The following is a 25,351-nucleotide window of genomic DNA, read 5'->3' on the forward strand; positions in this document are numbered from 1 at the left end:
GGCTTCGCGAGGGAATCGTCACCACGGCACCGCACCGGCGTCGTCGAAGAACCCACCGGTCGGACCGTCGGCGGCCAATGTCGCGAGCCGAATCGCAATGGCCGCACCCTGTTCCGGTGTCCGGACGCCGCGGAAGTCGTTGAGGTCCGTCGCGGTGTAGCCGGGGCACCCGGAGTTGATCAGTATGCCGGTGTCGGCCAGTTCCTTGGCGTACTGGATGGTCAGGGTGTTGAGGAAGGTCTTCGAGGCCAGGTAGGCGACGGGCAGCGGACCCATGTCGATGCCGGGCGTGGTCTGCAGCGTCAGCGAGCCGACGCTGCTGGACATGTTGACGATCCGCGGCGCGGTCGAGGCGCGCAGCATCGGCAGCATCGCGTTGGTCACTCTGATGACCCCGATCACGTTGGAATCCACGACATCTCGCACGGTCTCGGGTGCCACCGTGGTCGGCGACTGAGGGAAACCGCCGGTGATCGCCGCGTTGTTGACCAGCACATCGAGCCCGCCGGCCTGATCGGCGATCAGCTCGGCCGCCGCGGCCACACTCGCGTCATCGGTGACGTCGAGCGGCACGGCGAACGCGTCGGCCCCCGCCGCGCGCAGCTTCTCCACGGCGGTCTCCCGGCGCTGCCGATCACGCGCACCCACACCGACGCGCCAGCCGAGGGCGCCCAGGCCAGCGGCGATCTCGTAGCCGATTCCCTTGTTCGCGCCGGTCACCAGCGCAATCGTCTGTTCACTCATGGAAACGATCCTGCTGCGGTCCCCGACTCGGCGTCCAAGACCGGTCGGGTGAACATTGATACCTCACCGGTATCGATGGTGGTTGCGGGCGGATACGATGTCCCGGTGGAAACGCGAGAGCTGCGCTATTTCGTCGCCGTCGCCGAGGAGTTGCACTTCGGGCGGGCGGCCCAGCGGCTCACGATCGCGCAACCACCACTCTCGCGAGCCATTCAGCAACTCGAACGGCGGCTCGGAGTCGTCCTGCTGCACCGCACGACTCGCGCCATCGCTTTGACCGACGCGGGAGCAGTGCTGTTGCGCGAGGCTCGACTCGCACTCGAAGCGGTCGAGGCCGCCGAACGCCGCACCCGCCGCGCCGCCGCCGACCGGCCCGGGGTGGTGCTGGCCACCAAGGCCGGCGCGTCCAGGGAACTGCTGTCGAAGCTGTTGGACGCCTACGCCGCCGAGCCCTTCGCGATCGACATCGAGGTGATGCTCTGCGGGCCGGGCGAACCCGAGGGCCTGCTCCGCAACGGGCATGCCGACGTCGCGCTCCTTCACCGGCCGTACGACACGACATCCGGACTGGATACCGAGGACCTGCACACCGAACAGCAGGTCGCGGTCCTGCCCGCGGGGCATCCCCTCTCGACCCGGTCCCACCTGTCGATGGCCGAGATCACCGACCTGCCGGACCTGCCCCTGCCGCGCTGGCCGCGCCGGGATGGGAGCTATCCGGACGGCCCCGGACCGCAGGTCCGCGACCACACCCAGTTGACCCAGCTGATCGCACTCGGACGAGCCTGCGCGCTGATGCCCGAGTCGGTTCGCGCCCAGCTCCGCGACGAGCACGCGATCGTGCCCGTGCCGGACGCACCGGTGGTCACGACCGTCATCGCCTGGCCGCCGCACAGCAGGTCCAAAGCCGTTGCGGACCTGGTTCGTTCGGCTACGCGCCTCTAGGCCAGCGCACCGCGCGGTGGTCGAGAGTCACCGGCAGCCGCCGCATCCAAGGCGCGGCGCGAAGTCTCAGCCCGCACCACGATCTTCCGTGCGCATCATATGACCGACACAACGCCGGCCCGCTCCGGGGAGCTCGGGCCGACGTTGGGCGACGCTGCGAGGAAGCGCTTTGTGCTACCCCACAACGCAATTCGATACCGCTAGTTGCGCGACAGCGCCGCCGCGGCTTCCTTCTGCAGATCGGCGTAGGTCTCGTTGCCGGTGGAGATGGTGACGTCGGCGATGGTGCCGCCGGTGAACGTGCCGGGATGCTGGTACTGCTGCGACACGTTGTCGCCGCTGTCCCAGCCGACGCACAACCCGTCACCCGCGAGGGTGAATTTGCCGACCTGGGCGCGCATGGGTCCGGTGCCGACCGGCTGGCCGTCGATGTACAGCGTTGTGGTGCCGGTGGATTCGCCGTCGGGACCCTTGCCCTCGATCTTGAACTCCATACCCACCACGTGCTTGCCGGGGGTGAGCGGCTGCGAGGCGACGAAGTCCTGCTCCGGAGCGATGCCGAGGAAGTTGTAGACGTAATGCAGGGTGTTGTCCTTCACGAACAGCGTGTGACCGCCGAATCGTGAACCGTGCGCGAAGATCACGCCCTGCGCATCGGGGGCGAGATCGACATCGGCGAGGATCTTGTAGGACTTGCCGCGGATATTGACCGCCACGCCCTCGGGAACCGGCGAGGTGCCGGGGTAGTAGACGTACTTGTCGCGCGGGGGCTCGGCCTGCGGGCGTTCGACGCCGAGCTGTTCGACGGCGGTGCGGTCGTCGAGCGGCAGAACGTAGTTGTCCTTGGCTTCGGTATCCCACAGCGCGATGAGCTCTTTGAGCTTGTCCGGATTCTCGTCCGCTAGGTTCTTGGACTCGGAGCGATCTTCGTCGACGTGGTAGAGCTCCCACTTGTCGTCGTCGAAATGACCTTCGCCCGAGATCGCGGCGTGGATCGCGGATGCCTTCCAGCCGTCCTGCCAGATGCCGCGGGTGCCGAGCATGGCGTAGTACTGCTTTTCCTTCTTGGTGGCCGCGTCGGGATCGTCGAAGGTGTACCGCATCGAAACACCGTTGAGCGGATACTGTTTGACGCCGCGGTAGGTGTCGGGCATCTCCACGCCGGTGACGTCGTAGATGGTGGCTACGATGTCGGTGCTGTGGTGGTACTGGTGGCGCAGTTGGCCTTTGGCCTTGATGCCCTTGGGCCAGGAGATGACCAGCGGATCGCAGGTGCCGCCGGAGAACTGGGCGTAGCGTTTGAACATCTGGAACGGGGTGGAGAACGCCGCGGCCCAGCCCGTCGGGTAGTGGTTGTAGGTCGCCGGAGTGCCCAGAACATCGATGTACCGCATGTTCTCTTCGAGCGAGTCCGGATAGCCGTTGAAGAATTTGTTCTCGTTCACCGATCCGTTCGGCGAGCCCTCACCGGATGCGCCGTTGTCCGCGGCGAACATGATGACCGTGTTCTCCCGCTGTCCGGTCTGGTCCAGGAAGTCGATGATCCGGCCCACCTGCGCATCGGTGTACTCGGAGAATCCGGCGAAGACCTCCGCCATGCGGGAGAACAACCGCTTCTGATCGGCGCTGAGCGAATCCCACGGCAGCACCTGATCATCGTCCAGCGCAACGTCTTTCGGCAGCGGGTTCAGCGGGGTGAGCTGGGTGCCCTGGGGCATGATGCCCTTGTCGATCATCCGGCCCAGCACCCACGTCCGGTACGCCTCGTAGCCGTCGTCGAACTGGCCCTTGTACTTCTCGGCGTATTCGGCCGGGCTGTGATGCGGGGCGTGGTTGGCGCCGGGGCAGAACCACATGTACCAGGGCTTGGACGGATTCGAGGAGCGCTGATCGCGGATCATCTTGATCGCGTTGTCCGCCAGGTCCTTCGACAGGTGATAGCCCTGTTCCGGGGTTTGCGGGGGTTCGATGAACCGGTTGTCCTCCACCAGGTCCGGATACCAGTTGTTGGTTTCACCGCCGAGGAAGCCGTAGTACCGGTCGAAACCCTTCGCCAGGGGCCATTCCGACTTCGAGCCGCCGGAGGACACGTCCTCCTCGGGCACGTTGTGGTTCTTGCCCACCCAGAACGTGGAGTAGCCGTTGTCCTGCAGGATCTGACCGACCGTCGCGCACTGCGCGGGCAGGCGACCGGCCGCGCCGGGAAAACCGTTGGTGGACTCGGTGATCGAGGCGAATCGGTTCACGTGATGGTTGCGCCCGGTCAGCATGGTGGAGCGGGTGGGCGAACACAGGGCGGTGGTGTGCCACTGTGTGTACGTCAGGCCCTCGTCGGCCAGCTTCTGGAGGGTCGGCATATTGATCCGGCCACCGTAGGGAGACCACGACGCCAGGCCGGTGTCGTCGAACAGCACCACCAGCACGTTGGGTGCGCCTTCGGGGGCCTTCTTCACCTCGAAGGGGGTCCAGTCCGGCTTGGAATCGCGGACGTCGAGCTCGATGTCGCCATCGAAGCCCTCGTTGATCCCGGTCCCGTATCCCGGCGGGCCGTCGGACTTGTCGTTGCCGCAGGCGGCCAGCAGTGGGGCGGCCGCAGCGCCCGCACCCGCTGCCGCGAGGCCGCCGAGCATGAATCGCCTCGAGAGTTTGCGGGGCGCGGGAGTGGGTTCGGAATCGTTCGACTGCTCGCCATCCAACGAAGTCATGCCCGGAGACTAGGCACGCTGTTTCGACGCTCGTAGTGCTGACGCACTACCCCGCAGAAAAGTTGCTAAATCTTAGCCAAAGTCTATAACCCCAGTTCAATCGATCGACTATCGTTTGCCGGTTCGTCAATTGGGCGTGATGCAGCGGAAGCCGAGATGGGCGGTCGCGGTGTCCTCGGTCTGCCCCTGCCGAGCGGCCGGACGGTAGCGCAGGCAGTAGTTCGGCGCGCAGAGATACGACCCGCCCTTGACCACCCGGCGCGCGAACCGTTCACCCGGCTCGAGCGGGGGCGGTTCGAACCCCGCGGGTCCGCCGGTCGGGCTGCAACACGAAGTCGCCGGAGCCTCCCGATGGCCGGGACGGAAGTAGTCGGTTGTCCACTCCCACACGTTGCCGGTCATGTCGAACAGGCCGTATCCGTTGGGCGGATAGCCGGCGACCTTGGTCGTGCCGGGTTGCGCCGTCTGTCCCCGGCCCGGCAGGAACTCCCAGGGGAATCGACCCACCCAGGTATTGGCCATGCGCCGTCCGCGCGGTTCGAACTCCGCACCCCAGGCGTAGGTGGTTTCGGCCAGTCCGCCACGTGCGGCGAACTCCCACTGCTCCTCGCTCGGCAGCGTCTTGCCCGCCCATTCGGCGTAGGCGGCCGCGTCGGCGTACGCGATGTGAATCACCGGATGGTGTTCGCGCCCATCGAGATTCGTTCCGGCTCCGCCGGGATGCCGCCAGCACGCGCCCGCGGACCACGACCACCACCGCCGCCAATCGTCGAGCGGCACCGGCCCGGAGGTCGGCGTGAACACCAGCGCGCCGGGCACCAGATCCGCCGGGTCGGCGCCGGGGAAATCGGCCGGATTCAGCTCTCGCTCGGCCATGGTCACGTAGTCGGTCGCGCGCACGAACCGGCGAAACGCGGTGTTGGTCACCGGGTGCGCGTCCATCCAGAACGGCTCAACCGACACCGTGCGCAGCGGCTGCTCCTCGGGAAAGAAGTCCAGCGAGCCCATCACGAACTCACCGCCCGGGACGCACACCATCCCTTTGCGTGCCGAAGTCACCGAACCGCTCGTCTGCACCGACCACCTCCACCGCCGCTCACCGGACCTCGATCGTGGCCTCCACCTTGCCTTTTCGGGAGTCGGCGGAGAGTTCGCCACGCCGCAGCAGCAGGCGCGGCTCGGGTGCCGGCGACCAGCGGGGTGCGGAATCAGCCGAGCAGCTGGGATTTCGCGGCGGCGAACTCCGCGTCGGACAGCACGCCGGTGGCATGCAGCTTGCCCAGCTGTTCCAGCTTGACCACCAGATCCTCACCCTGGGGCGCGGCAGGAGGGGCGTATACGGGCTGGACCGGTGCGTTCTGCGCGGCGTAGGCCTGCTGTTCGGCCGCGCGCTGCTCACCACGCCGGTTGACCGCGTTCGCGGTGGCGCTGGCCGTCCCTGCGACGACCGCCGTGCGCGCCACCGTGCCCAGCAGCCCGGGCCGTCCGATTCGTCCTCTGCGAAGCATTTCCGCACCCTTTCTAGGCGTCGACCAACGCGGCGGCAAGGACGTCGCGCGGGACCTGGACGTGCAGTTCGACCTCACCCCCGGCGGCGCGCACCGCCTCCCCCAGCCCGCGCGCCCAAGTCTGCTCGTACACCACGATCACCGCCGAGGACCCCGCCGGCAGCGCTCCGCGCACGAGCTCCAGGTCCTCGTTGCTGATCAACTCACGCGCGGCGGCCAGCTCCCCCAGCCCGAGCTCGTCGAGCGGTTCACCGAACTCTTTCTCGGTGATGTCGCCGTCGGCGTCCTTGGACAGATACACGAGGTCCAAGACGCTCACGAATCCCCCGTCCAGCACCGCCCGCAGTTCCGCGGTGACCGCGGACGCCAGCACGTTGCCGGGAAAGGTGAGCACGACCAGTTCTACCGGGCCCAGGCCCGCGGCTGATTCGGACATACGGGCCATGATCCGGCTCGACGGCCGGAGATGCCTCACCCGAATCGGATGAAGCGGAGCGTCCGGGGGCCTTCGTCGCACAGTGGATTTCCGGCGCACGTCGAGAACGTTCGTCCTATTGCGCGCGGTGTGCGCGGACGGGCAGGCATGCCGTTTTGCGGAGTGCGAGTCGTTCTCGTTGCTCGCAAGCTCGTTCGGGCATGCGCTGCTGGGCTACTCGATCCTCGTATCAGGCGCACCAGGGGAATGGCCGTCGTCCGGGCAGTCAGTCGAACCAGCGGTGTGGCACCTGGCCGGTGTCGACATTCCATGTGTAGTCGGAGTCGCAGATTATCGGTTGCCCAGTGGCAGGGTCCGTTGCTCTGCGGCCGATCTCGTAGCCGTAGCAGACGTCGCCCAGGTCCGGCCCGGACACTGGGGATACCGGTGCGGCGACGGCGGCGGCAACACCTATCGAGCACTGCATCAGCAGGACGAGAGCAGCGATCTTCATTTGAGGTCTTCTTCCGTCAGCTGTGCGAACTTCCTCTAGTTTCCGAGCATTCGATTGTCCCGCACTGCGGGATTCATCGGAACCCGTGGAGCCACCTGATCCGGCCGGAGTCGCACCGCTCTGCTCGACAACTACATCCGGACCAGGGCCAGATCCCACTGGCCGTGCTGGTCCGACCACAGCTTCACGACCTCGCCGACGCCGACCGGATTGTCCTGCGGCTCATCGTCGATCTCGTACTCGCCGTCCTCCTCGACCTCCGCCATGAACGTCAGCGCATGTTCCCGGGTGCCGTCGGTGGCCACCAGGATGTGTGCGACCTGCCAGTTCGCGGCGGTCAGGTCGCGGCCCACCAGGTCGTGGCCGCGGAGCCTCCGGCCGTCGACGTCGAAGATCGTGCCCGGCCCATCCACGCGCAACGTCTCGGTATCACCGATCATCAAGTCGGTGCTGACAACGTCCCGCTCGCCGCGCAGCAGGGCGGCGTCGAGCCAGCCCGGATCGCGGTTCAGGCCGACCTCGTCGATGAAGCTTCCCCAGGCATACAGCGCATACGTCACGTCGAGATCATAAGCACGCCTTGTTCTTCCGCTCCTTGCGCTGGTGTCGACGGGATGGGACGCCTCATTCAGCAGGGCCTCCGGGTTGTCCCATAGGAAGTTGTACAGGAACCTCGCGAATGGGTAGACCAGCAGCTGGAGTATCAGCGCGATCGAAACGCCTACTGCGAAAGTGACTGCACCGCAGTAGAACCACCACAATGCCAAGGGGAGAAGCGAAAGCCACAGGGCTATCGGGACCACCGCCACGCCGTGGAGCAGTTGGTACATACCGGTTGCGACGATGCCCCGGCCGAGCAATCGCATCGTGACGCGATTGACCCACAACCGCAGCACGACGTACAGGATCAGGAGCGACGAAGCCAGGGGCGCGGCGCCTACGATCAGGCCCCCGACGAACTCCCCTACGATCGGGACTTCCCGCACGGGATCTACCGCTTCCCAGCAGAACTACGTTGCTGGCACGAGCGGCCGGTCAGCAGTAGGGCCGAGCCGGTCCAAAGCAAGCGCGGGTGGGCGAATACCTGTTGCGGGGCAGTCGAATTCTGGGGCACGTGCCGAATCCTCCCGGCCACGCACGAATCCGCCCACCGCGAAACTACTCACCAGCGCGGAACGCGCTACTCGGCCGCGGATCACGGTGACCGGCGGCCGATTCAAGCACACTCAGGCCTTGCGAATCGGGGGTGGAGTCCAGGTTCCGTCGAGGGCTTCGGGGCGGGGCGCGTAGAGGCGCATCGTGATCCCGACCGGGCCGGCGGGGGCGGGGAGCCAGTTCGATTCCCGTTCGGGGCCGGGGTTTTTGGTCGAAATGTAGATATCCAGGGAGCCGTTCTCGTTGTATTGCAGGGCATCTCGGTCTCCGAGGGCGAAGCGGTCGAGCTCGTTGGGGATCTGGAAACCTTCGGCGTCGTACATCGTGACCGACCAGAACGCCGCGGCGGGTGGGAGTTTGCCCTCGGCGAAGTGAATGACGTAGTCGGTTTCACCGGTCATGGGGTCGCCGTCGGCGTCGGTGACGGCCAGGGGGTAGATCGCGTCTTCGGGCGGGTTCGCGCCCAGCCCGACCAGGGTGATGGTGGCCCGTTTGGCGTAGTCGTTGCCGTAGACGCCCATCGCGCCGAGAACGGTGACCCAGCCGTTGACGGGCGGCGCGAGTTTGGGAATCGATGCACCCAGCCCGGTGCGGGCTGCCGCCACCCCGGACTCGATGGCGGCGAGTTCGTCCGCGGAGAACCGGGTGGGGTCGAAATCCCGGCCGGGCACGATCCCGAGCAGCGAGATGCGAGCCAGTTGTGAGAAATCGGTGCTGTGCGGCGGATCGACACGCAACGCGGCGGCAGCGCGGACGAAGAAGTCGGTGGCCGGCATGGTGTTGACCGTCCGCAGCGGTTCGGTCGTGGTGTCGATGGTCGGGTCGGATCGAAAGGGGGCGGGCTCGCCCAGTTCGGTCAGTCCCAGTCCCTCCTGGAATCGGTGGACCGCGTCGTAGTCGGCGGGGCCGTTGGTCTGGGTGCGTCCGATGATCCAGGCGTGCGGCGTCGGGCAGTTCAGCACGGGCACCCTGTCGGGCACGGTGCCGCGGTAACCGGGACCGGTGATGATGTAGTCCTGTTCGCCGGTGCCGGTGGTGCGTTTGCCGGGGTTGGCGAACACATCGGTCCACGCGTCGAGGATCGGCAGCATGAAGTAGCGGTCGCCGCTGTCGGGGACGTGGAGGCGGACCGGGCCGCGTGTGAGGTCCAGATGCGCGGAGGAATAGAGGGTGTCGAAGTTCGGCCGCACCACCGCCCGGAAGTCGGCGTCCGGGAACTGCCGCACATGATGGAACTGATTCAGCGGACCGAACACGGACGCCGAACCCGCCGCGCCCGCGGTCTGCTGCGTGCGGGTGATGTCCATCGTCACCAGCGAGTACAGGTAGACATACGCTTCGTAGCTCAGGGTGTGCAGATCATCGGACAGTACGCTCATCACGCCTCCGTCGGATTGCGGTCCGTCTGACTGCCACGGCTGAGCAATTCGCTGGCAATCTTCAGCACACGATACGCCGACACCCGCGTCCGGATTGCCGGGTTCACTGAGCTGATCCGCACACCCCGCCCCGGTTCAGGTAATCAGGAGGCGCGCCAGGGCTCGCAGGTGATTCCCGCGGGCGCAGTGGCACCGTCGACCCCGGCTGCCGCGTCGTAGGCCAGCAGCTTGATCGCGACGTTGTCCTTGTCGAAGGCCGCGAACAGGATCGCGCCGTCCGGATTCCATTCCGCGGTCGTCGACCCCTCGTGCATCCATTGGATGAATTCGATGAGCGAATCGGCGCGGTGCCCGTTCGTTGTTCCCATCGCGGCCATTACTTCGGCCTTGCTCTGACCGAGGTACAGATCGCACCAGGTGGTCAGTGGATCCTCGGCGGCATGTCCGGTGCCCACCGCCGGTCCGGCAAGGAGAGCCAGCGGCAGCGCGCCGAGCAGAGCTGCGCGTCGTGCGGACTCGGTGAATCGGTGGAATGTCATGTCCCCGCCCTTCTTTCGGCGCCGGAACCTGTCGTCCCGGGCGCACGAGCATCCTGCCGCACCGAGCCGACAAGACCGGTAACTGACTGGTCGGACGGGCAGCGCCCGCACCGGCGAGCCCGGACGACACCTGGGCACCGACACCACGGTTGTACAGTCGAGCGATGTCGCTGGCATGCCGGGAATGGGCGGGACCGCTGCGGGCGGAGACCAAGCGGGACGCCTACGACCGGCTCCTCGAACTGAAGGGCGTGCTCGGGCCGATCCTCGAGTCGTATCCGTCTGCACGGTTCCAGGCGCGCGCGTACTTCACGGTCGAGGACATGGCGAACGACCTGCTCGTGGCCGAGCGACTGTTGGCGGTTGCCGGTGCGCTGCCGGTTCTTTGGCTCAATATCACCTATGAGAATCCGGAGTTGCCCGCCGACGCGGTGGCAGACGTGGAGCGGCAGTTCGAGCTTCGACTCCTCGGGGAGTTCGCGGACACTCCGCCGATGTGACCGGCGCACGTGCGGAACAGCCGCTACCGGTCCAGGTATCGGGTGGCCAGGCGGCGGCGGTGGGCGGCGGGTGAGCCGAAGAGGGAGCGGTTCAGGGTGGCACGTTTCAGGTGGGTGTGGAGGTTGTGTTCCCACGTGTAGCCGATGCCGCCGTGTAGCTGCATCGCCTTTCCTGCGATGTGGACGGCCGCGGCGGTGGTGTGGGACTTGGCCATCGAGACCGCGGTGGGAGTGCCGGGGTCGTTCGTCGCCATGGCCCGGATCGCGGCGGCCACCAATTGGCGGGCAACAGTGATGTCCACGAGCATGTCCGCGCAGGCGTGCTGCACCGCCTGGAAAGTGCCTATCGGGCAGCCGAACTGGTGACGAACCTTCGTGTAGGCGACGGTGGCCTCGAGCATCGCCTCGCTGATGCCGAGGCTGTCGCAGGCCGTTGCCAGGGCAGCGCGGTCGTAGAGGTGGCCCAGGGCAGTGCGAGGGTCGGGAATCAGGTCCCAGGCCGCCGCCGCGCGAACGTTGTCGGCGTGAACGCGGCCCAGGCGGCGGGTGTGGTCCACGGCGGGGCGGGCGGACACGGTGAGGCCGGGCGTGCCGGGAATGACCATGGCCAGCACGCGGGATCCGTCGCGGGTGAAGGCGGGGACCAGCAGGTGCGTCGCGAGGGGGGCGTCGAGCACCAGGTCCGCGTCGCCTCGCAGGTGGCCGCCGGCCAGGTGGAACGTGGGTTTGGCGGCGGTCATGTTTCGGCTGTCCAGGACCGTGACCGGAACGGCCGCACCGGAAACCGATTCCGCCAGTAGGTGATCGCGGTCGGGATCGGGTGCCACGGCCAGCAGCGCCCCGAGTCCGAGCGCGGCGACGCCGGGGTACGCCGTGCACGCCGCGGCGCGGCCGATCTCACCGAGTAGGACCGCGACTTCGGTGAATGTCGCGGCCGCACCGTCGTATTCGACGCCCACCTCCAGACCTAGCCACCCGGCGCGCGCCATCGTGGCCCAATCCACCGCGCGGGCCGGATCCGACCGGCCGAGCAGGTCGCGGGCAACCTGCCGCAACTCCCCGTGCAGTTCGGCGAACTCGGTGGCGGGAACCATCAGCTCTCCTTCGAGGGGCGTGGCAGGCCGAGGCCGCGTTCGGCGATGATGGTGCGCTGGATCTCGCTGGCCCCGCCCGGAATCGTCCACTCCCAGGAGCCGATGAAATCCAGCACCCAGGCCCCGGACTCCCAGCCGCCGGACATCGGCTTGCGCAGGACGGTGTGGGCGGGGACGCCGCCGATCTCGGTGGCGAAATCCATGGTGCGCTGCAGCAATTCGCTGTAGTAGAGCTTCACGATCGAGGCATCGGCGGGGCCGACGGTGTCGGTGGCGTGGCGTTCGACCAGGTCCCGGCACAGCGCCCGCAGTCCGGTGATCTCGATGTCCAGGACGGCGAGGCGGTCGGCCACCAGGGGATCATCGATGGGCCGCCCGCCCAGCGGGTCCGGGGTCAGGCATTCGCGCACCAGGCGGTCGAATCCGGCGTTGCCGAGGCGCTCGGCGAGCTCCAGCATGGTCAATCCGCGTTCGGCGCCCAGGGTCCGCTGCGCCACCTGCCAGCCCCCGTGTTCGGGGCCGATGAGGTTGGCGGCCGGGATCCGCACCTGATCCAGGAAGATCTCACAGAAGTGCGCCTCCCCGGTCGCCTGCCGGATCGGCCGGACCTCGATTCCGGGACTGCGCATGTCCAGCAGGAAGTACGAAATACCCTGTCGCTTGGGCGCATCCGGATCGGTGCGGGCCAGCAGCAGGCACCAGTCCGCGTACTGGGCGCCGCTGGCCCACACTTTCTGACCGGTGACGACGAACTCCGAGCCGTCGCGCCGGGCGGAGGTTCGCAGCGCGGCCAGATCGGACCCGGCTTCGGGCTCGGAGAAACCCTGCACCCAGATCTCGCCCGCGGCGATGGCGGGCAGGTGGCGGGCGATCTGCTCGGGTGTGCCGGCCCCGAGCAGGGTGGCCGCGGCGTGATGGATCGCGACGAAGGACAGCACCAGCCGGGGCGCGTCGTGCGCGGCGAGCTCCTGATAGAGCACGACCTGTCGCTCGACGGACATGCCGCCGCCGTGCTCGCGGGGCCAGTGCGGCACCGCGAATCCGGCACGGTGCAACCGCTCGAACCACTCCCGCTGAAACGCCACGAACTCCGTCTCCGAGGCGCCCGTCTGAGCGCGCCGCCAGTCCACGGGAACATTGTCGCGGCACCAATCGCGCACGGCGGCGCGGAATTCCCCGAGGTCGGCGGTATCGGCGAGATGCCCCGGCGCGGCGAGCCCGGTCATCGCGCCCGCACCCGCTGCCGCAGCGCCGACAACTTCTCGCGATGCTCGGCCGACTGCATGGTCACCACCTCCGCGGCGAACCCGGCTTGCATCGGACCCGCCAGTGCCTGCGAAAGATACATGTTCACAACGCGTTTGGTAGCTCGCAGCGCCTCGGCCGGCTGCGCGGCCAGGCGATGAGCCAGCGTGCGCGCTTCGGCGAGCAGGTCCTGCGCCGGAACCACCCGGCTGGCCAATCCCACCTCTACCGCGGTCGCGGCGTCGATGCGGTCTCCGGTGTAGAGGTATTCCCGCGATCGCAGAATGGGGGTGAGCAGCGGCCAGAACGCCGCGCCCCCGTCCCCCGCCACCAGACCCACCGCCACGTGCGGATCCGCCAGGTGCGCGCGCTCGGAGATGAGCACGATGTCCGACAGCACAGCCACGCTCGCGCCGAGCCCGACGGCCGCCCCGTTCACCGCCGCGATCACCGGCAGCGGGAAACGCAGCATCTCCTCGATGATCTGCGCGCCTTCGCGAATACTCTCGTCGCGCCCCACCGGGTCCTCGAGAAACGAGGTGATCCAGTCCAGATCTCCACCGGCGCTGAAGGTCCGGCCCGCGCCGGTCAGGATCACCACGCGGGCTTCGGTATCGGCCGCGAGCTGCCGCCAGACATTGGCCAGCGCCCAGTGCAGGGCCTGGTTCACCGCGTTCAGATCCTCGGGCCGGTTGATGATCACCGTACGGATCGGGCCGTCACTCTCGACGGTGAGTTCGGGAGGTAGGTCGTAGGCCACGCGTCACGCTCCTGTGGGTTCGGAGAAGAGCCCGGCCAGGCCGTGCCCCTCGATGCGGCGGGTCAGCGCGGCTTCGGTACCCGACCGGCCGCAGGGGAACCGGCGCAGGGGCAGGCTGTACCGGGACAGCCAGGACAGTGGCGACTCGTCGCAGAAGCCGAGGGCGCCGTGAACCTGGTGCGCGACCCGGAACACGATGTCGGCGGCTTCGACGGCGGCCAGCCGGGCCCCGAGCGCGTCGTTCAGCGCGTCCGCCCGGCGGTCCTGGATGCTCCAGAGCGCATAGCGGGCAAGCATTTCCACGCCCCGGCGCTCGACTTCGGCATCGGTCAGCTGGAACTGCACGGACTGGAACTCCGCGAGCGGCCGCCCGAACTGCTCGCGCACGAGCACGTGGTCGCGGGCGAGATCCATGGCCCGGTCGAGCATGCCGAGCAGCGTCCAGCACGCCAGCGCCAAGGCCAGCGCCGCATCGCGCTCGCCGTCCGGGTTGACCGGGCTCGGTGGCCCCGGGTCGAGCCGAGCCACGAACATCGAGGTGCGCGGCGGCGAATCCGGTTCTCGCGGTGTGACTTCGGCTCGCTCGCCGGACAGCGTGACCGCGGACCAGCGCAGGTCGAGTCCCGCGACCGCACCACCGGGTTCGGGTCCATCCACCACGATCAGCCCGTCCGATTCCGGCACCCGCGCCAGGCGTTCGGCGACCGGATAGGGAACGGCGTAGTACCCGGCGCTCCGGCACAGGGCCGCCGCGGCTTCGAGCTCCACCGCGTCGTCCCGCGGCGCGAGGTCCCAGGCGCCGAGCGCGGTCAGTATGGGCTCCACGAGCTCCCCGCGCACCGCCGGCTCGGCCTCGGCTCGCTGCAACAGCTCGTCTCCGCCGGCGGCGCGGAAGGCGCGCAGCGACTCCCGGCCGAATTCCCGGGCCTCGTCACACAGCTCGATGTTCATGTCAGTTCTTCCGCCGCGAGGATTCAGGCCGCGTCGCGAATTGTGCGCGACGCCAGTAGGTTTCGAGCCAGCAGGATCCGCTGCATCTCGATGCTCCCGGAGGCGACGGTGGCCGCGTTGGCGTAGCGCCAGTGATCCTCGACCGCACGGCGGAACCGGCGTTGCGCCGGATCGCCGGGGTCGGCCACCTGCGCTATCTCGCTGAGCACCGCGGCGCTCTCCTGGTCCAGCCGGGTCACCGCGATCCGGTAGACGGCTGCGTCCGCCGGGGATACCCGGCCCGAATCCTGTAGTGCCACAACCTGGTAGGCGAGCAGACGCGCCCGCCGGCAGTGCGTCAGCCCGCGCGCCCAGCGACCGCGAAGATCGGCGGGCAGACCAGCCCAGCGCGCGCGGAGCACATCCGGGGCGGCGTGCAGCAGCCGTTCGCAGCGCGCGTAGCGCGCGATGCCGACGCGTTCGAACGCCAGCACCTCCTGCACCACGGACCAGCCGCGACCCACCTCGCCCAGTACGTCGGCCTCGGTGGCGCGCACCCCGTCCAGGAATACCTCGTTGAGGTGATGCGGTCCGAGCATGGCGCGAATCGGCCGCACCTCGATGCCGGGATCGGACATGGGGAGCAGAAACACCGTGAGGCCCTGCTGTTTTCGATCCTCCACCGAGGTTCGCGCCAGCAGGAAGCACCACTGCGCCATCGTGGCGTAGGAGGTCCAGATCTTCTGGCCGGAGATGTGCCAGCCGTCCCCGTCGCGGCGCGCGGTGGTCCGCAGCGAGGCCAGGTCCGAACCGGCGTCGGGCTCGCTGAAGCCCTGACACCAGATCACCTCGCCGCGGGCGATGGGCGGCAGGTGTTTGCGCTGCTGTTCGGCGCTGCCGTGCCGCATGATCGTCGGCCCGACCCAGTTCACGCCCATGTACTGCGCGCCCCGGGGTTCGTGCCGCGCCCACATCTCCTCGCGGACCGCGGTCTGTTCCCAGATCGAGGCCCCGCGCCCGCCGAATTCCTCGGGCCACGCCGCGCACAGCAGCCCCCGGTCCGACAGCAACCGGCAGAAGCGCTGGGCCACGGCCAGATCGGCGGGATCGTCGGTGAAAGCACCGAGAAATTCGGCCGGGACCTCGTCCGCTATCAAACGCCGCAGGTCCCCCCTGAGCGTCGCGACGGACTCTCCCATTGTGAAGTCCATGGGCGGAGGCTACTTCAATCCTCATAAGGATAGCAATGTTTGAAGGCCAATACGCCGGTGACTAGACTCCCGCTAATGCAACCAGAGGCGCCGGTGGGCGTGCGCACGAATCCGGGACGGTCGGCGTGACCTCTGCCCGGCGGGGCCGGCCCGCCGGTCGCACACCGCAGCTGCGTATCGCCGAAACCGTTGCCGCGGAACTGCGTTCACGCATTCTCGCCGGTGACGAAGACTACCGCCTGCCCACCCAGGAGCAGCTGGTACAGGACTTCGGGGTCAGCTATCCCTCGATCCGCGAGGCCCTGCGCATTCTCGAGACCGAGGGCCTGGTCACGGTCCGGCGCGGGAATGTCGGTGGCGCGGAGGTGCATCGGCCCGACGAGTCCTCGGCGGCGTATCACCTGGGCCTGGCCCTGCAGGGCGCACGGGTCACCCTCGGGGACCTGGCCGATGGCCTGCGACTGCTGGAACCGCAGTGCGCGCGGGCCTGCGCCGAGCGCGCCGACCGAGCCGAGACCGTGGTCCCGGCCCTGACCGCGAACGCCGACGCGTGCGCGGCGCTGGTCGAGGACGGCGTTGCCTTCACCCACACCGCGCGCGAGTTCCACGATCTCATCGTCTCTTTCACCCCCAATCTCACCGTGCGCTACGTGGTGAGCACCCTGGTCGCGCTGTGGTCGACCCAGGAGGAGGCGTGGGCGGAGGCGCTCACCAAGCGCGGGGAGTACCCCTCGGCGGATGAAGCGTCCGAGGTGGTGCGCACCCACCGGCGCATCGTGCGCGAGATCGCGGCCGGGCGTGCGTCCGAGGCCGAGCGGCTGTACCGCACGCATCTGACCGCCACCCAGGCCCTGGTGATCGATCGGTTCGGCGACGGCGTGGTCAATGCGGCCGCGTCCGCGCGCTCGACCTTCGGATCGACCCCTCGCACGCGCATCTGAGGCCTGCTTCTACCCGAATTCGGGCGCCAAATCTGGCCTGTACGTGCGATAATGCTGCTCTCGCATGTCAGTATTTAATTCTCCTACAAGACTTACGTAAGTCTCCATACTGCCGGACCGTAGCCTGCCGACGCACGGGAGAAACGGCCGAGTCCCGGCCGAATAGCACTGTCCAACTGCATCATTCGTCGCCCGAACCACACCGGGACCGGGCGGTCCGGCACCATCCACAACCCTGCGATTCACACCCGATCCAGGGCTCTCAACCCCGAACTATTGCTATCCTTATGAGGATTGAAGTAGCGTACTCCCACGGATCAGTGGCCTGCATCACGCCCACGGAATCGCCCCCGGCAGCGCAGCCCGACATCCGCGACCGCACTTCGCACTCACACGGGAGGCCCCGCCTTGTCTCAAGGGGCGCGCTACAGCAGCACCACATCCATCACCCTCGCCGACGGCGTGCGCATCGAACGACTGACGCCGCCCAGCCGGCTCTTCGGGGCGAACGGCCTGCGCACCGGCGCCGACAACCGGATATACGTCGCCCAGGTCGCAGGCAGCACGATCAGCGCCATCGACATCACCACCGGCGACATCGAAACCATCAGCGCCAAGGGCGGCGACATCGTCGCACCCGACGACATCGCCTTCGACCCCGACGGCAACATCATCGCCACCGAATACCTGGACGCTCGGGTGAGCGTGCGCGGCAAGGACGGCCGCTCGCGGGTGCTGCGCGACGACCTGCCCGGCGCCAACGGCATCACCGTGCACCAGGGCCGGTTGTTCGTCAACGAATGCCGACCCGGCGGCCGGCTGATGGAACTGCCGATGGACGGCAGCGCGCCGAAGGTGTTGCAGGACAACCTGATCATGCCCAACGCCATGGAGGTCGGCCCGGACGGGCTGCTCTATTACCCGGTCATGGGCACCAACGACATCTGGCGCATCGACCCCGACGGCGGCGAGCCCGAACGCGTGGTCGGTGACCTCGGCGTCCCCGACTCGGTCAAGTTCGACCCCCAGGGCTTCATCGTCTCCACCCAGGTGCACACCGGAGAGGTGCTGCGCATCAACCCGCGCACCGGCGAGCGTCAGCTACTGGCCCAACTGAACTCGGGCCTGGACAACTGCACGTTCGTCGGCGACCGGCTGTTCGTCTCCAACTTCTGCGGCGAGATCACCGAGATCCTGTCCGGCGGGCAGACCAGGGCGCTGCTGGAAGGGGGCCTGCTGTGGCCCCTGGACCTGGCGGTCACGCCCGAGGGCGTGCTGTATGTCGCCGACGGCACGTTCTTCTACGTGCTGCGCGAAGGCAAACTGCACACCGTCGCTTCGCTTTTCAGCCCCAACACCCCCGGCTACATCCGCGGGTTCACCATCGTCGGCCCCGGCGAGTTCGTCGGCACCACCTCGAGCGGCCAGGTCACCTTCTTCCAGCCGGGCGCCGACGCCGAACCGCAGGTCGTGGCCGAGGGATTCGACCAGCTCTACGGCCTGGTCGCGACCGCGAACCGCACCGTCGTCACCGCCGAACTCGGCACCGGGCGCGTGCTCTCGATCCGGGCGAGCGGCGAGGTCGAGGTGCTCGCGTCCGGCCTGAGCGCCCCGATGGGCGTGGCCTTCGGCCCGGACGGCTCGGTGCTGGTTTCCGAATCCGGCGGCGGACGAGTCGTCTCGATCGGCGGCGCCGGCGTGGACACGGTGGTCGACGGACTCGAGTCGCCGCAGGGAATCCTGCTGCGCGGCAATGAGTTACTGATTCTCGACGTGGGCCTCAAGGCGCTCATCGGCGTCGATCTCGAGACCAAGGTCCGGCGCACGCTGGCCGCCAATCTGCCGGTGGGCGCACCCGACGGGGTCGTCGCCAAACCGCTCAACGCCAGCCCGCCGTTCTCCGGCCCCATGGGCCCGTTCGCGGGCCTGGCGGCCGGTCCGGACGGCACCGTCTACCTCTCGGCCGATGCCGAGGGCAGCGTCATGGCGCTGACGATCGGAGCGTGAGTCCCCCATGACCGAACCGGGTTTCGGGCTCGACGGCCGCATCGTCATCGTCTCCGGCGCGGGCGGCGGCGGCATCGGCACCGCCGTGACCAGGCTGGTCGCCGCCGCGGGCGCGACCGTCCTCGCGGTGAGCCGCTCGCCGCAGAACCTCGCCGAACACGTCGAACCCCTTGCAGCACAGGGTCTTCCGGTGATTCCGCTGGCCGCCGACGCGTCCACCGACGAGGGCGTGGCCACGGTGCTCGAGCACGCCCGCCGCACACCCGGGCAATTGCACGGGCTCGTCAACGTCGCCGGTGGCGCGGCGCTCGCCGATTGGATGCCCGCGATCCGGGTGCCCCGGGACAACTGGCGCGCCCTGTTCACCCAGAACCTCGAGTCGATGTTCTTCATGAGCCAGGCGGTGGCGGCCGAGCTGGCCGCCACCGGACACCCCGGCTCGATCGTGTCCATCTCCTCGATCAGCGGCATGAACACCGCCCCGTTCCATATCGCCTACGGCACAGCGAAATCCGCGCTCGTCGCGGTGACCCGCACACTGGCGGTCGAGCTGGCCGGGCACGGGATCCGGGTCAACGCGGTCGCCCCCGGCGTCACCGCCACCCCGGCCTCGCGCGCCTACGTCGGCGACGATCCCGAACGCGATCAGCGCGCGATCGCGATGGGGCGGCGCGGCACGCCCGAGGAACAGGCCGGCCCCATCCTGTTCCTGCTCTCGGACCTGTCCACCTACATCACGGGGCAGACCCTGCTCGTGGACGGCGGGCTGAACCTCAAGTGGACCCACCTGGGGGCCGACAACACCTCGCTGTTCCTCGAGAACGAGGACTTCCGCGCCTCGCTCACCCGCTGACACCACGGTCAACCTCAGGAGGATGTCGTGACCGATACCGTCGAAAACACTTCCGCCCCTGCCGAACCGCTCGCCACCCCGAAGCAGATCGGGGTCGAGGCCTACATCTCGCCGGAGTACGCCCGCGCCGAAGGCGACAAGCTGTGGGCCAAGATATGGCAGCAGGTCTGTCGCGTGGAGGAGATCGCGAAGGTCGGCGACTACCTCACGTACGAGATCATGGCCGACTCGATCATCGTGGTGCGCACCGCGCCGGACACGATTCGCGCCTACCACAACGTGTGCGCGCACCGCGGCCGCCGGCTCGTCGACACCCCGCCCGGCGCGCACGACGCCCGCGGCGCGGCACGGCAATTCGTCTGCGGTTTCCACGGCTGGCGCTACGACCTCGAGGGCCGCAACACCTTCGCCGCCGAACGCGAGGACTGGACCTGCGGGCTCACCGAACGCAATGACGGCCTCGCGCGGGTACAGGTGGACACCTGGGGCGGTTGGGTTTTCATCAACATGGATCCCGAGTGCGAGCCGCTGCGGGACTACCTGGAACCGGCCGCGAGCCTGCTCGAGCATTTCGAACTCGAGAACATGCGCTACCGGTGGCGGCGCTGGCTGACCTTCGACTGCAACTGGAAGGTCGCCTTCGAGGCGTTCATGGAGACCTACCACGTCCCCTACACGCACCCCGAGTTCATGAACTTCGGCCAGTTCCTGGGCTGGGCGCGAGCCCAGGGCAAGCACAGCAACATCGGCTACGACGCGCCCAAGGGCATGGAGGAGAACCAGGCCAAGGTGCGCCTGGGCAGCGGCCCGGACGCCCGGTTGGCCACGGCCGAACTCCAGAACTTCACCTGGGAGAACGCCAATACCAACACCACCCGCACCCTCGTCGACGTGGCGAACCGCCTCGTCGACGAAGTGCCCGAGGGCACACCGGCCCCCGAGGTGCTGCGCTACTGGCTCGACACCGCCCGCGCGGAAGACGAAGCGCGCGGGGTGATCTGGCCGAAGATCGATCCCGCCGTGGTCGCACGCGCGGGGACCGCGTGGCAGATCTTCCCCAACTTCCAGATCGGCCACGCACTGAACAACATGCTCTGCTACCGATTCCGGCCCTACGGCCAGGACCCGGACAAATGCGTGTTCGAAGCCGCGGTGTTCGAGCTGTTCCCGCTCGGCGAGGAACCCGAGACCGAATGGGAGTACACCCCGGTCGGCGATCCCGGCTGGCGCACGGTGCTGCCCCAGGACTTCGACAATATGGCCGCCGTCCAGCAGGGCATGAAGAGCCGCGGGTTCTCCGGCCCCAAACCCAATCCCTACCGCGAACGCAGCGTCGTGAACCTGCACCACAACCTGGCCACCTACATGGGGACCGGCGAACCCCGAGATCTGGCCTGAATCAGCTTCTTCGACAAGGAAACACACAATGCAAGACTGCACACCCACGCAGACGCCCGAGATCGATCTGCCCGCGCTGCGCGCGAAATACCTCGCCGAACGCGATAAGCGCCTGCGGACCGAGGGCCAGGACCAGTACCTGACCACCGAGAGCGGGTTCGAGCAGTTCCACGAGGGCGACCCCTACTCCCCGGTGGTGCCGCGCGAGCCGATCACCGAGGAGATCGGCGTCGCGGTGCTGGGCGGCGGCTGGGCCGGGCTGCTCGCCGGGGCGCGGCTGCGCGAGGCGGGGGTCACCGACTTCCGAATCATCGAGCACGCGGGCGATTTCGGCGGTGTCTGGTATTGGAACCGCTACCCGGGGATCCAGGTCGACACCGACAGCTACCTGTATCTGCCGCTGCTCGAGGAGACCGGCTACATCCCGAGCGAGAAGTACACCCGCGGGGACGAGAACTTCGAGCACGCCCAGCGCATCGGCAAGCACTACGACCTGTACGAGCGGGCCATCTTCGGCACCATGGTCAAATCCCTGGAATGGGACGCGGCGATCGAGCGCTGGCGCATCGGCACCAATCGCGGCGACGACCTCCGGGCCCGGTTCGTGATCATGGCGCAGGGACCGTTCAACAAGCCGAAACTGCCCGGCATCCCCGGCATCGGCGACTTCGAGGGCCACACCTTCCACAGCGCACGCTGGGACTACGACTACACCGGCGGCAGCTCGCGCGGCGGGCTGGACAAGCTCGCCGGCAAGAAGGTCGCGGTCATCGGAACGGGAGCCAGTGGCGTCCAGGTCATTCCGCACATCGCCGAATCCGCCGAGCACCTGTACGTCTTCCAGCGCACGCCGTCGTTCATCAACGAGCGCGGCGACATCCCCACCGATCCCGACTGGGCCGCGACCCTCGAGCCCGGCTGGACCGAGGTGCGCAAGCGCAACTTCCACACCGCCGCGTTCGAGGCGTTCGCGCCGGGTGAGAAGGATCTGATCTGCGACGGCTGGACCGAGGTTTCCCGGAATCTGGAAGCGAACATCAGCGCGAGCAACGGCTGGGCGTCGCTGACCCCGGAGAAGTTCGTCGAGCTGCGCGAGATCGAGGACTACCGGGCGATGGAGCGCGTGCGGCAGCGCGTGGACGAGCTCGTGGACGACCCGGCGATCGCCGAGGCGCTCAAGCCCTACTACCGGTTCCTGTGCAAGCGGCCGTGTTTCAGCGATGAATACCTGCCGACGTACAACCGCGACAACGTCACGCTGGTCGACGTCGCGGCCACCAAGGGCGTGGAGCGGATCACCGCCAAGGGCATCGTCGCGAACGGCGTCGAGCACGAGGTGGACTGCATCATCTTCGCCAGCGGCTTCGAGATCACCACCGATCTGGATCGCCGCCTGGGGATCGCGCCGTTCACCGGCCGCGACGGGCTCTCGCTGTACGAGCATTGGGCGCAGGGCTATTCGACCCTGCACGGGCTCACCACCCACGGCTTCCCGAATGTCTTCTTCACCGGGTTCCTGCAGGGCGGGGTCACCGCCAGCATCACCGCGGTCTTCGATCAGCAGGCCAAACACATCGCGCACATTCTCGGACAGGCCGTCGCCGGTGGAATCACCACCGTGGAGCCGACCGCGGAGGCGGTGGCCGCGTGGGTCGCCACCGTGCGCGAGACCGCCATCGACAATTCGGCGTTCCAGCGCGAGTGCACGCCCGGCTACTACAACAACGAAGGCGAGAAGAACATTCGCTCGCATCTGGGCGAGCCCTACTGGCCGGGCTTCTACGCGTTCGAGGACGTGCTGCAGGGCTGGCGGGACGCCGGGGACATGCCGGGATTGAGCGTCGGCAAGTAGTCGCGTACGTCGTTGCAGGAGAGGATATTTCGTGGATGAACTGAGATACGACGGCCGGGTCGCCGTGGTCACCGGCGGCGGCCGCGGTCTGGGCCGGGCCTACGCGCTGCTGCTGGCCGCGCGCGGGGCGAAGGTGGTGGTGAACGATCCGGGCAGCAGTGTGCGCGGCGACGGCGTCGACGCGAACCCCGCGGTCTCGGTCGTCCGGGAGATCGAGGCGGCCGGTGGCACGGCCATCGCCTGCACCAAATCGGTGGCCACGCCCGACGGCGGGCAGGCGATCATCGACACCGCGCTGGGGTGCTACGGCCGGCTGGACATCCTCATCCACAACGCGGGCAACGTGCGCTACGGCTCACTGCGCGAATTGTCCTACGAGGACTTCGAATCCGTCCTCGACGTCCACCTGCGCGGTGCGTATCACCTGGTGCGACCGGCGTTCCCGGTCATGGCCGACGCCGGGTACGGGCGCGTGGTGCTGACCTCCTCCATCGGCGGGCTGTACGGCAACAAGGGCGTGGTGAACTACGCCGTGTCCAAGTCCGCGATGATCGGGCTCTCGAACGTGATCGCCCTGGAAGGGGCCGAGCACGACATCAAGAGCAACGTCATCGTGCCCGCGGCGGTCACCCGCCTGGCCGACGGCCTGGACACCTCGGCCTATCCCCCGATGGGGCCCGAGCTCATCGCGCCCGCGGTCGGCTGGCTGGCACACGAATCCTGTTCCGTCACCGGCGAAATGCTGGTGGCCGTGGCGGGCCGGGTGGCGCGCGCGTACATCGCCGAGACCCCGGGCGTCTACCGGCCCGACTGGAGCGTCGAGGAGATCGGCGCGCAGATCCAGGGCATTCGCGACACCGCGGGCGCCTGGACCCTGGCCCCGGTGCCCGACGGCCACACCGTTCATCTGACCAAGAGTTTCGAGCTAGCCACGGAGGCAGCCAACCATGGCCGTTAAGGTTTTCGAACGCATCCTCCAGCTCTTCGAGGCCGAGGGCATCGACACGATCTTCGGTATTCCCGACCCGAACTTCGTGCACATGTTCCATCTCGCCGAGGAACGCGGCTGGAATGTGATCGCACCGCACCACGAGGAATCGGCGGGCTTCATGGCCGAGGCGGTCTCGCGGATGACCGGTAAGGCCGCGGTCTGCATCGGCACCCTGGGACCGGGCGTGGCGAATCTGGCCGCCGCCATGATGTGCGCGAAGGTGGAGAACTCCCCCGTCATCTTCCTCGGCGGCCAGCGTGCCCGGATCACCGAACAGCGGGTGCGGCGCGGGCGGATCCAGTTCGTGAAGCAGGCCGAGCTGTTCACGCCGTCGGTGAAGTACAGCGCCAGCATCGAATACGCCGATCAGACCGACGAGATCATTCGCGAGGGCCTGCGCCGCGCGCTCACCGGCACCCCGGGTCCCGTGTACATCGAATGGCCCAAGGGCATCATCCAGGAGGAACTCGACGTCCCGGAACCGCTGCCGCCGCACCGGTATCGGCTCGTCGGTCAGACCGCGGGCCAGAACCTGATCGACGAGGCAGCCGAGCTGATCCGGTCCGCCGCGCAGCCGATCCTGCTGGTCGGGCACGGGGTGCACACCACCCGCGCCGGGGCCGCGGTGCGCGAGCTGGCTGAGGTCATGGCGTGCCCGGTCATCCAGACCTCCGGCGGCACCTCCTTCATCGAGGGCCTCGAGGATCGCACCTTCGCCTACGGGTTCTCCCCGTCCGCCATCGAGGCGGTGGTGGCCTCGGATCTGTGCCTGGCCATCGGCACCGAACTCGGCGAACCCGTGCACTACGGGGTCGGGCGGCACTGGGTCGCGAACGAAGCCAACCGTAAATGGATTCTCGTGGAACAGAATCCGGAGGCCATCGGGGTGAACCGCGCCATCGACGTGCCCCTGGTCGGCGACCTGCGGGCCATCGTGCCCCAGCTGACCGCCGCGCTGCGAGATACCCCGCGCACCCCGGCCCCCGAGCTGGCGGGCTGGATCGAACAGGACGCCGCGCGTCTGGCCGAGCTGGCCGAGACCGCGCCCTCGGGACGGTCCCCGGTGCATCCCGCACGCTTGATCGTGGAGGCCACCAAGGCATTTCCCGCCGACGGCATCATGGTGCGCGACGGCGGGGCCACCACGATCTTCGGCTGGACCTACTCCCAGGCCAAGCCCCGCGATGTCATCTGGAATCAGAACTTCGGGCACCTGGGGACCGGAATCCCCTACGCGGTAGGGGCTTCGGTCGCACAGGGCCGCACGCGGCCGGTCATGTTGATCAGCGGTGACTCCTCCTTCCAGTTCCACATCGCCGAACTGGAAACCGCCGCGCGACTGGGACTTCCACTGGTCTGCGTGGTGGCCGTGGACTACGCGTGGGGCCTCGAGGTCGGCGTGTACAAGGGACTGTTCGGGCAGGGGTCGCTCGAGACCGGCACCCACTGGAGCACCGATGTCCGCCTGGACAAGGTCGCCGAGGGCTTCGGGTGCTACGGCGAGTACGTGGAGAAGGAAGAGGAGATCGGGCCGGCCATCGCACGCGCCTACGCCAGCGGCAAGGTCGGGGTCATCCACGTGGCGGTCGACCCGAAGGCCAACTCCGAGGAGATGCCCAGTTACGACGAGTTCCGTACCTGGTACGCGGAAGGGACGCAGTAGTC

At 68.1% G+C, this 25,351-nt stretch carries 23 protein-coding genes; 9 read left to right on the forward strand and 14 right to left on the reverse strand.

Going from position 1 to position 25,351, the window contains the following annotated elements:
* Nucleotides 1-18 precede the first annotated feature (18 nt).
* Complete coding sequence (locus ABZ319_RS01700) at nucleotides 19-744, reverse strand: SDR family oxidoreductase (RefSeq protein WP_354984356.1); 726 nt, start codon at nucleotides 742-744, stop codon at nucleotides 19-21.
* A gap of 105 nt (nucleotides 745-849) precedes the next feature.
* On the opposite strand from ABZ319_RS01700, the gene ABZ319_RS01705 reads away from it, so the two are divergent.
* Nucleotides 850-1,689: a LysR family transcriptional regulator gene (locus ABZ319_RS01705; protein ID WP_354984357.1), complete on the forward strand. Its 840-nt coding sequence runs from the start codon at nucleotides 850-852 to the stop codon at nucleotides 1,687-1,689.
* 200 nt (nucleotides 1,690-1,889) lie between these two features.
* Here the strand turns inward: ABZ319_RS01705 and ABZ319_RS01710 are convergent, their stop codons facing one another.
* The 8 genes from ABZ319_RS01710 to ABZ319_RS01745 form a co-directional block, all read right to left on the reverse strand.
* The gene (locus ABZ319_RS01710; protein WP_354984358.1) at nucleotides 1,890-4,394 is read right to left on the reverse strand and encodes an arylsulfatase; all 2,505 of its coding nucleotides are present in this window, start codon (nucleotides 4,392-4,394) and stop codon (nucleotides 1,890-1,892) included.
* A gap of 126 nt (nucleotides 4,395-4,520) precedes the next feature.
* On the reverse strand, nucleotides 4,521-5,432 hold the full coding sequence (locus ABZ319_RS01715) for a formylglycine-generating enzyme family protein (protein WP_354984431.1): 912 nt from the start codon (nucleotides 5,430-5,432) through the stop codon (nucleotides 4,521-4,523).
* 170 nt (nucleotides 5,433-5,602) lie between these two features.
* Nucleotides 5,603-5,902, reverse strand: coding sequence for an SHOCT domain-containing protein (locus ABZ319_RS01720; RefSeq protein ID WP_354984359.1), 300 nt, complete (start codon nucleotides 5,900-5,902; stop codon nucleotides 5,603-5,605).
* Nucleotides 5,903-5,915: 13 nt separating this feature from the next.
* Nucleotides 5,916-6,338 carry a DUF6325 family protein gene (locus ABZ319_RS01725; RefSeq protein ID WP_354984360.1) on the reverse strand — a complete coding sequence of 141 codons (423 nt, stop codon included), beginning with the start codon at nucleotides 6,336-6,338 and terminating at the stop codon, nucleotides 5,916-5,918.
* A gap of 265 nt (nucleotides 6,339-6,603) precedes the next feature.
* Complete coding sequence (locus tag ABZ319_RS01730; RefSeq protein ID WP_354984361.1) at nucleotides 6,604-6,831, reverse strand: hypothetical protein; 228 nt, start codon at nucleotides 6,829-6,831, stop codon at nucleotides 6,604-6,606.
* A gap of 131 nt (nucleotides 6,832-6,962) precedes the next feature.
* Nucleotides 6,963-7,817 carry a hypothetical protein gene (locus ABZ319_RS01735; RefSeq protein ID WP_354984362.1) on the reverse strand — a complete coding sequence of 285 codons (855 nt, stop codon included), beginning with the start codon at nucleotides 7,815-7,817 and terminating at the stop codon, nucleotides 6,963-6,965.
* A gap of 240 nt (nucleotides 7,818-8,057) precedes the next feature.
* Nucleotides 8,058-9,365 carry a DUF1254 domain-containing protein gene (locus ABZ319_RS01740; protein ID WP_354984363.1) on the reverse strand — a complete coding sequence of 436 codons (1,308 nt, stop codon included), beginning with the start codon at nucleotides 9,363-9,365 and terminating at the stop codon, nucleotides 8,058-8,060.
* Between the two features lie 143 nt (nucleotides 9,366-9,508).
* Nucleotides 9,509-9,904, reverse strand: a complete 396-nt coding sequence (locus ABZ319_RS01745) for a hypothetical protein (RefSeq protein ID WP_354984364.1) — start codon at nucleotides 9,902-9,904, stop codon at nucleotides 9,509-9,511.
* 164 nt (nucleotides 9,905-10,068) lie between these two features.
* Between ABZ319_RS01745 and ABZ319_RS01750 the strand changes: the two genes are divergently transcribed.
* Nucleotides 10,069-10,404: a hypothetical protein gene (locus ABZ319_RS01750; protein WP_354984365.1), complete on the forward strand. Its 336-nt coding sequence runs from the start codon at nucleotides 10,069-10,071 to the stop codon at nucleotides 10,402-10,404.
* Between the two features lie 23 nt (nucleotides 10,405-10,427).
* On the opposite strand, the gene ABZ319_RS01755 is transcribed toward ABZ319_RS01750, so the two are convergent.
* From ABZ319_RS01755 to ABZ319_RS01775, 5 genes are read right to left on the reverse strand one after another with little or no spacing between them, the layout of a single operon-like run.
* Nucleotides 10,428-11,498, reverse strand: a complete 1,071-nt coding sequence (locus ABZ319_RS01755) for an acyl-CoA dehydrogenase family protein (RefSeq protein WP_354984366.1) — start codon at nucleotides 11,496-11,498, stop codon at nucleotides 10,428-10,430.
* Nucleotides 11,498-12,724 (reverse strand): acyl-CoA dehydrogenase family protein, encoded by a 1,227-nt coding sequence (locus ABZ319_RS01760; RefSeq protein WP_354984367.1) that lies wholly within the window; start codon nucleotides 12,722-12,724, stop codon nucleotides 11,498-11,500. Before ABZ319_RS01760 ends, ABZ319_RS01755 begins: the two co-directional genes overlap by 1 nt.
* Nucleotides 12,721-13,503 (reverse strand): enoyl-CoA hydratase/isomerase family protein, encoded by a 783-nt coding sequence (locus ABZ319_RS01765; RefSeq protein WP_354984368.1) that lies wholly within the window; start codon nucleotides 13,501-13,503, stop codon nucleotides 12,721-12,723. The genes ABZ319_RS01760 and ABZ319_RS01765 overlap by 4 nt, the downstream gene beginning before the upstream one ends.
* A gap of 3 nt (nucleotides 13,504-13,506) precedes the next feature.
* The gene (locus ABZ319_RS01770; RefSeq protein WP_354984369.1) at nucleotides 13,507-14,454 is read right to left on the reverse strand and encodes an acyl-CoA dehydrogenase family protein; all 948 of its coding nucleotides are present in this window, start codon (nucleotides 14,452-14,454) and stop codon (nucleotides 13,507-13,509) included.
* A gap of 23 nt (nucleotides 14,455-14,477) precedes the next feature.
* On the reverse strand, nucleotides 14,478-15,644 hold the full coding sequence (locus ABZ319_RS01775; protein WP_354984370.1) for an acyl-CoA dehydrogenase family protein: 1,167 nt from the start codon (nucleotides 15,642-15,644) through the stop codon (nucleotides 14,478-14,480).
* Nucleotides 15,645-15,769: 125 nt separating this feature from the next.
* On the opposite strand from ABZ319_RS01775, the gene ABZ319_RS01780 reads away from it, so the two are divergent.
* The 7 genes from ABZ319_RS01780 (at nucleotide 15,770) to ABZ319_RS01810 (ending at nucleotide 25,349) form a co-directional block, all read left to right on the forward strand.
* Nucleotides 15,770-16,585, forward strand: a complete 816-nt coding sequence (locus ABZ319_RS01780; RefSeq protein ID WP_354984371.1) for an FCD domain-containing protein — start codon at nucleotides 15,770-15,772, stop codon at nucleotides 16,583-16,585.
* A 408-nt stretch (nucleotides 16,586-16,993) separates the two neighbouring features.
* Nucleotides 16,994-18,592 (forward strand): SMP-30/gluconolactonase/LRE family protein, encoded by a 1,599-nt coding sequence (locus tag ABZ319_RS01785; protein WP_354984372.1) that lies wholly within the window; start codon nucleotides 16,994-16,996, stop codon nucleotides 18,590-18,592.
* A 7-nt stretch (nucleotides 18,593-18,599) separates the two neighbouring features.
* Complete coding sequence (locus tag ABZ319_RS01790) at nucleotides 18,600-19,445, forward strand: SDR family oxidoreductase (protein ID WP_354984373.1); 846 nt, start codon at nucleotides 18,600-18,602, stop codon at nucleotides 19,443-19,445.
* Nucleotides 19,446-19,472: 27 nt separating this feature from the next.
* Complete coding sequence (locus ABZ319_RS01795) at nucleotides 19,473-20,843, forward strand: aromatic ring-hydroxylating dioxygenase subunit alpha (RefSeq protein WP_354984374.1); 1,371 nt, start codon at nucleotides 19,473-19,475, stop codon at nucleotides 20,841-20,843.
* 28 nt (nucleotides 20,844-20,871) lie between these two features.
* A complete protein-coding gene (locus tag ABZ319_RS01800) occupies nucleotides 20,872-22,695 on the forward strand; it encodes an NAD(P)/FAD-dependent oxidoreductase (RefSeq protein ID WP_354984375.1) in 1,824 nt (607 codons plus the stop codon).
* A 31-nt stretch (nucleotides 22,696-22,726) separates the two neighbouring features.
* Nucleotides 22,727-23,653 (forward strand): SDR family NAD(P)-dependent oxidoreductase, encoded by a 927-nt coding sequence (locus ABZ319_RS01805; RefSeq protein WP_354984376.1) that lies wholly within the window; start codon nucleotides 22,727-22,729, stop codon nucleotides 23,651-23,653.
* Entirely contained in the window at nucleotides 23,643-25,349 is a 1,707-nt protein-coding gene (locus tag ABZ319_RS01810; protein WP_354984377.1) for a thiamine pyrophosphate-binding protein, read from the forward strand. Before ABZ319_RS01805 ends, ABZ319_RS01810 begins: the two co-directional genes overlap by 11 nt.
* The last annotated feature ends 2 nt before the right edge of the window (nucleotides 25,350-25,351 follow it).

It is taken from the genome of Nocardia sp. NPDC005978 (assembly GCF_040614455.1).
Taxonomy (GTDB): Bacteria; Actinomycetota; Actinomycetes; order Mycobacteriales; family Mycobacteriaceae; genus Nocardia.

Bases quoted from the DNA above. Each gene is read 5' to 3' on its own strand.
- ABZ319_RS01700 (WP_354984356.1), bottom strand. From the start codon at position 744: ATGAGTGAACAGACGATTGCGCTGGTGACCGGCGCGAACAAGGGAATC.
- ABZ319_RS01710 (WP_354984358.1), bottom strand. From the start codon at position 4,394: ATGACTTCGTTGGATGGCGAGCAGTCGAACGATTCCGAACCCACTCCC.
- ABZ319_RS01715 (WP_354984431.1), bottom strand. From the start codon at position 5,432: ATGGTGTGCGTCCCGGGCGGTGAGTTCGTGATGGGCTCGCTGGACTTC.
- ABZ319_RS01720 (WP_354984359.1), bottom strand. From the start codon at position 5,902: ATGCTTCGCAGAGGACGAATCGGACGGCCCGGGCTGCTGGGCACGGTG.
- ABZ319_RS01725 (WP_354984360.1), bottom strand. From the start codon at position 6,338: ATGTCCGAATCAGCCGCGGGCCTGGGCCCGGTAGAACTGGTCGTGCTC.
- ABZ319_RS01730 (WP_354984361.1), bottom strand. From the start codon at position 6,831: ATGAAGATCGCTGCTCTCGTCCTGCTGATGCAGTGCTCGATAGGTGTT.
- ABZ319_RS01740 (WP_354984363.1), bottom strand. From the start codon at position 9,365: ATGAGCGTACTGTCCGATGATCTGCACACCCTGAGCTACGAAGCGTAT.
- ABZ319_RS01745 (WP_354984364.1), bottom strand. From the start codon at position 9,904: ATGACATTCCACCGATTCACCGAGTCCGCACGACGCGCAGCTCTGCTC.
- ABZ319_RS01750 (WP_354984365.1), top strand. From the start codon at position 10,069: ATGTCGCTGGCATGCCGGGAATGGGCGGGACCGCTGCGGGCGGAGACC.
- ABZ319_RS01755 (WP_354984366.1), bottom strand. From the start codon at position 11,498: ATGGTTCCCGCCACCGAGTTCGCCGAACTGCACGGGGAGTTGCGGCAG.
- ABZ319_RS01760 (WP_354984367.1), bottom strand. From the start codon at position 12,724: ATGACCGGGCTCGCCGCGCCGGGGCATCTCGCCGATACCGCCGACCTC.
- ABZ319_RS01770 (WP_354984369.1), bottom strand. From the start codon at position 14,454: ATGAACATCGAGCTGTGTGACGAGGCCCGGGAATTCGGCCGGGAGTCG.
- ABZ319_RS01775 (WP_354984370.1), bottom strand. From the start codon at position 15,644: ATGGACTTCACAATGGGAGAGTCCGTCGCGACGCTCAGGGGGGACCTG.
- ABZ319_RS01790 (WP_354984373.1), top strand. From the start codon at position 18,600: ATGACCGAACCGGGTTTCGGGCTCGACGGCCGCATCGTCATCGTCTCC.
- ABZ319_RS01800 (WP_354984375.1), top strand. From the start codon at position 20,872: ATGCAAGACTGCACACCCACGCAGACGCCCGAGATCGATCTGCCCGCG.
- ABZ319_RS01810 (WP_354984377.1), top strand. From the start codon at position 23,643: ATGGCCGTTAAGGTTTTCGAACGCATCCTCCAGCTCTTCGAGGCCGAG.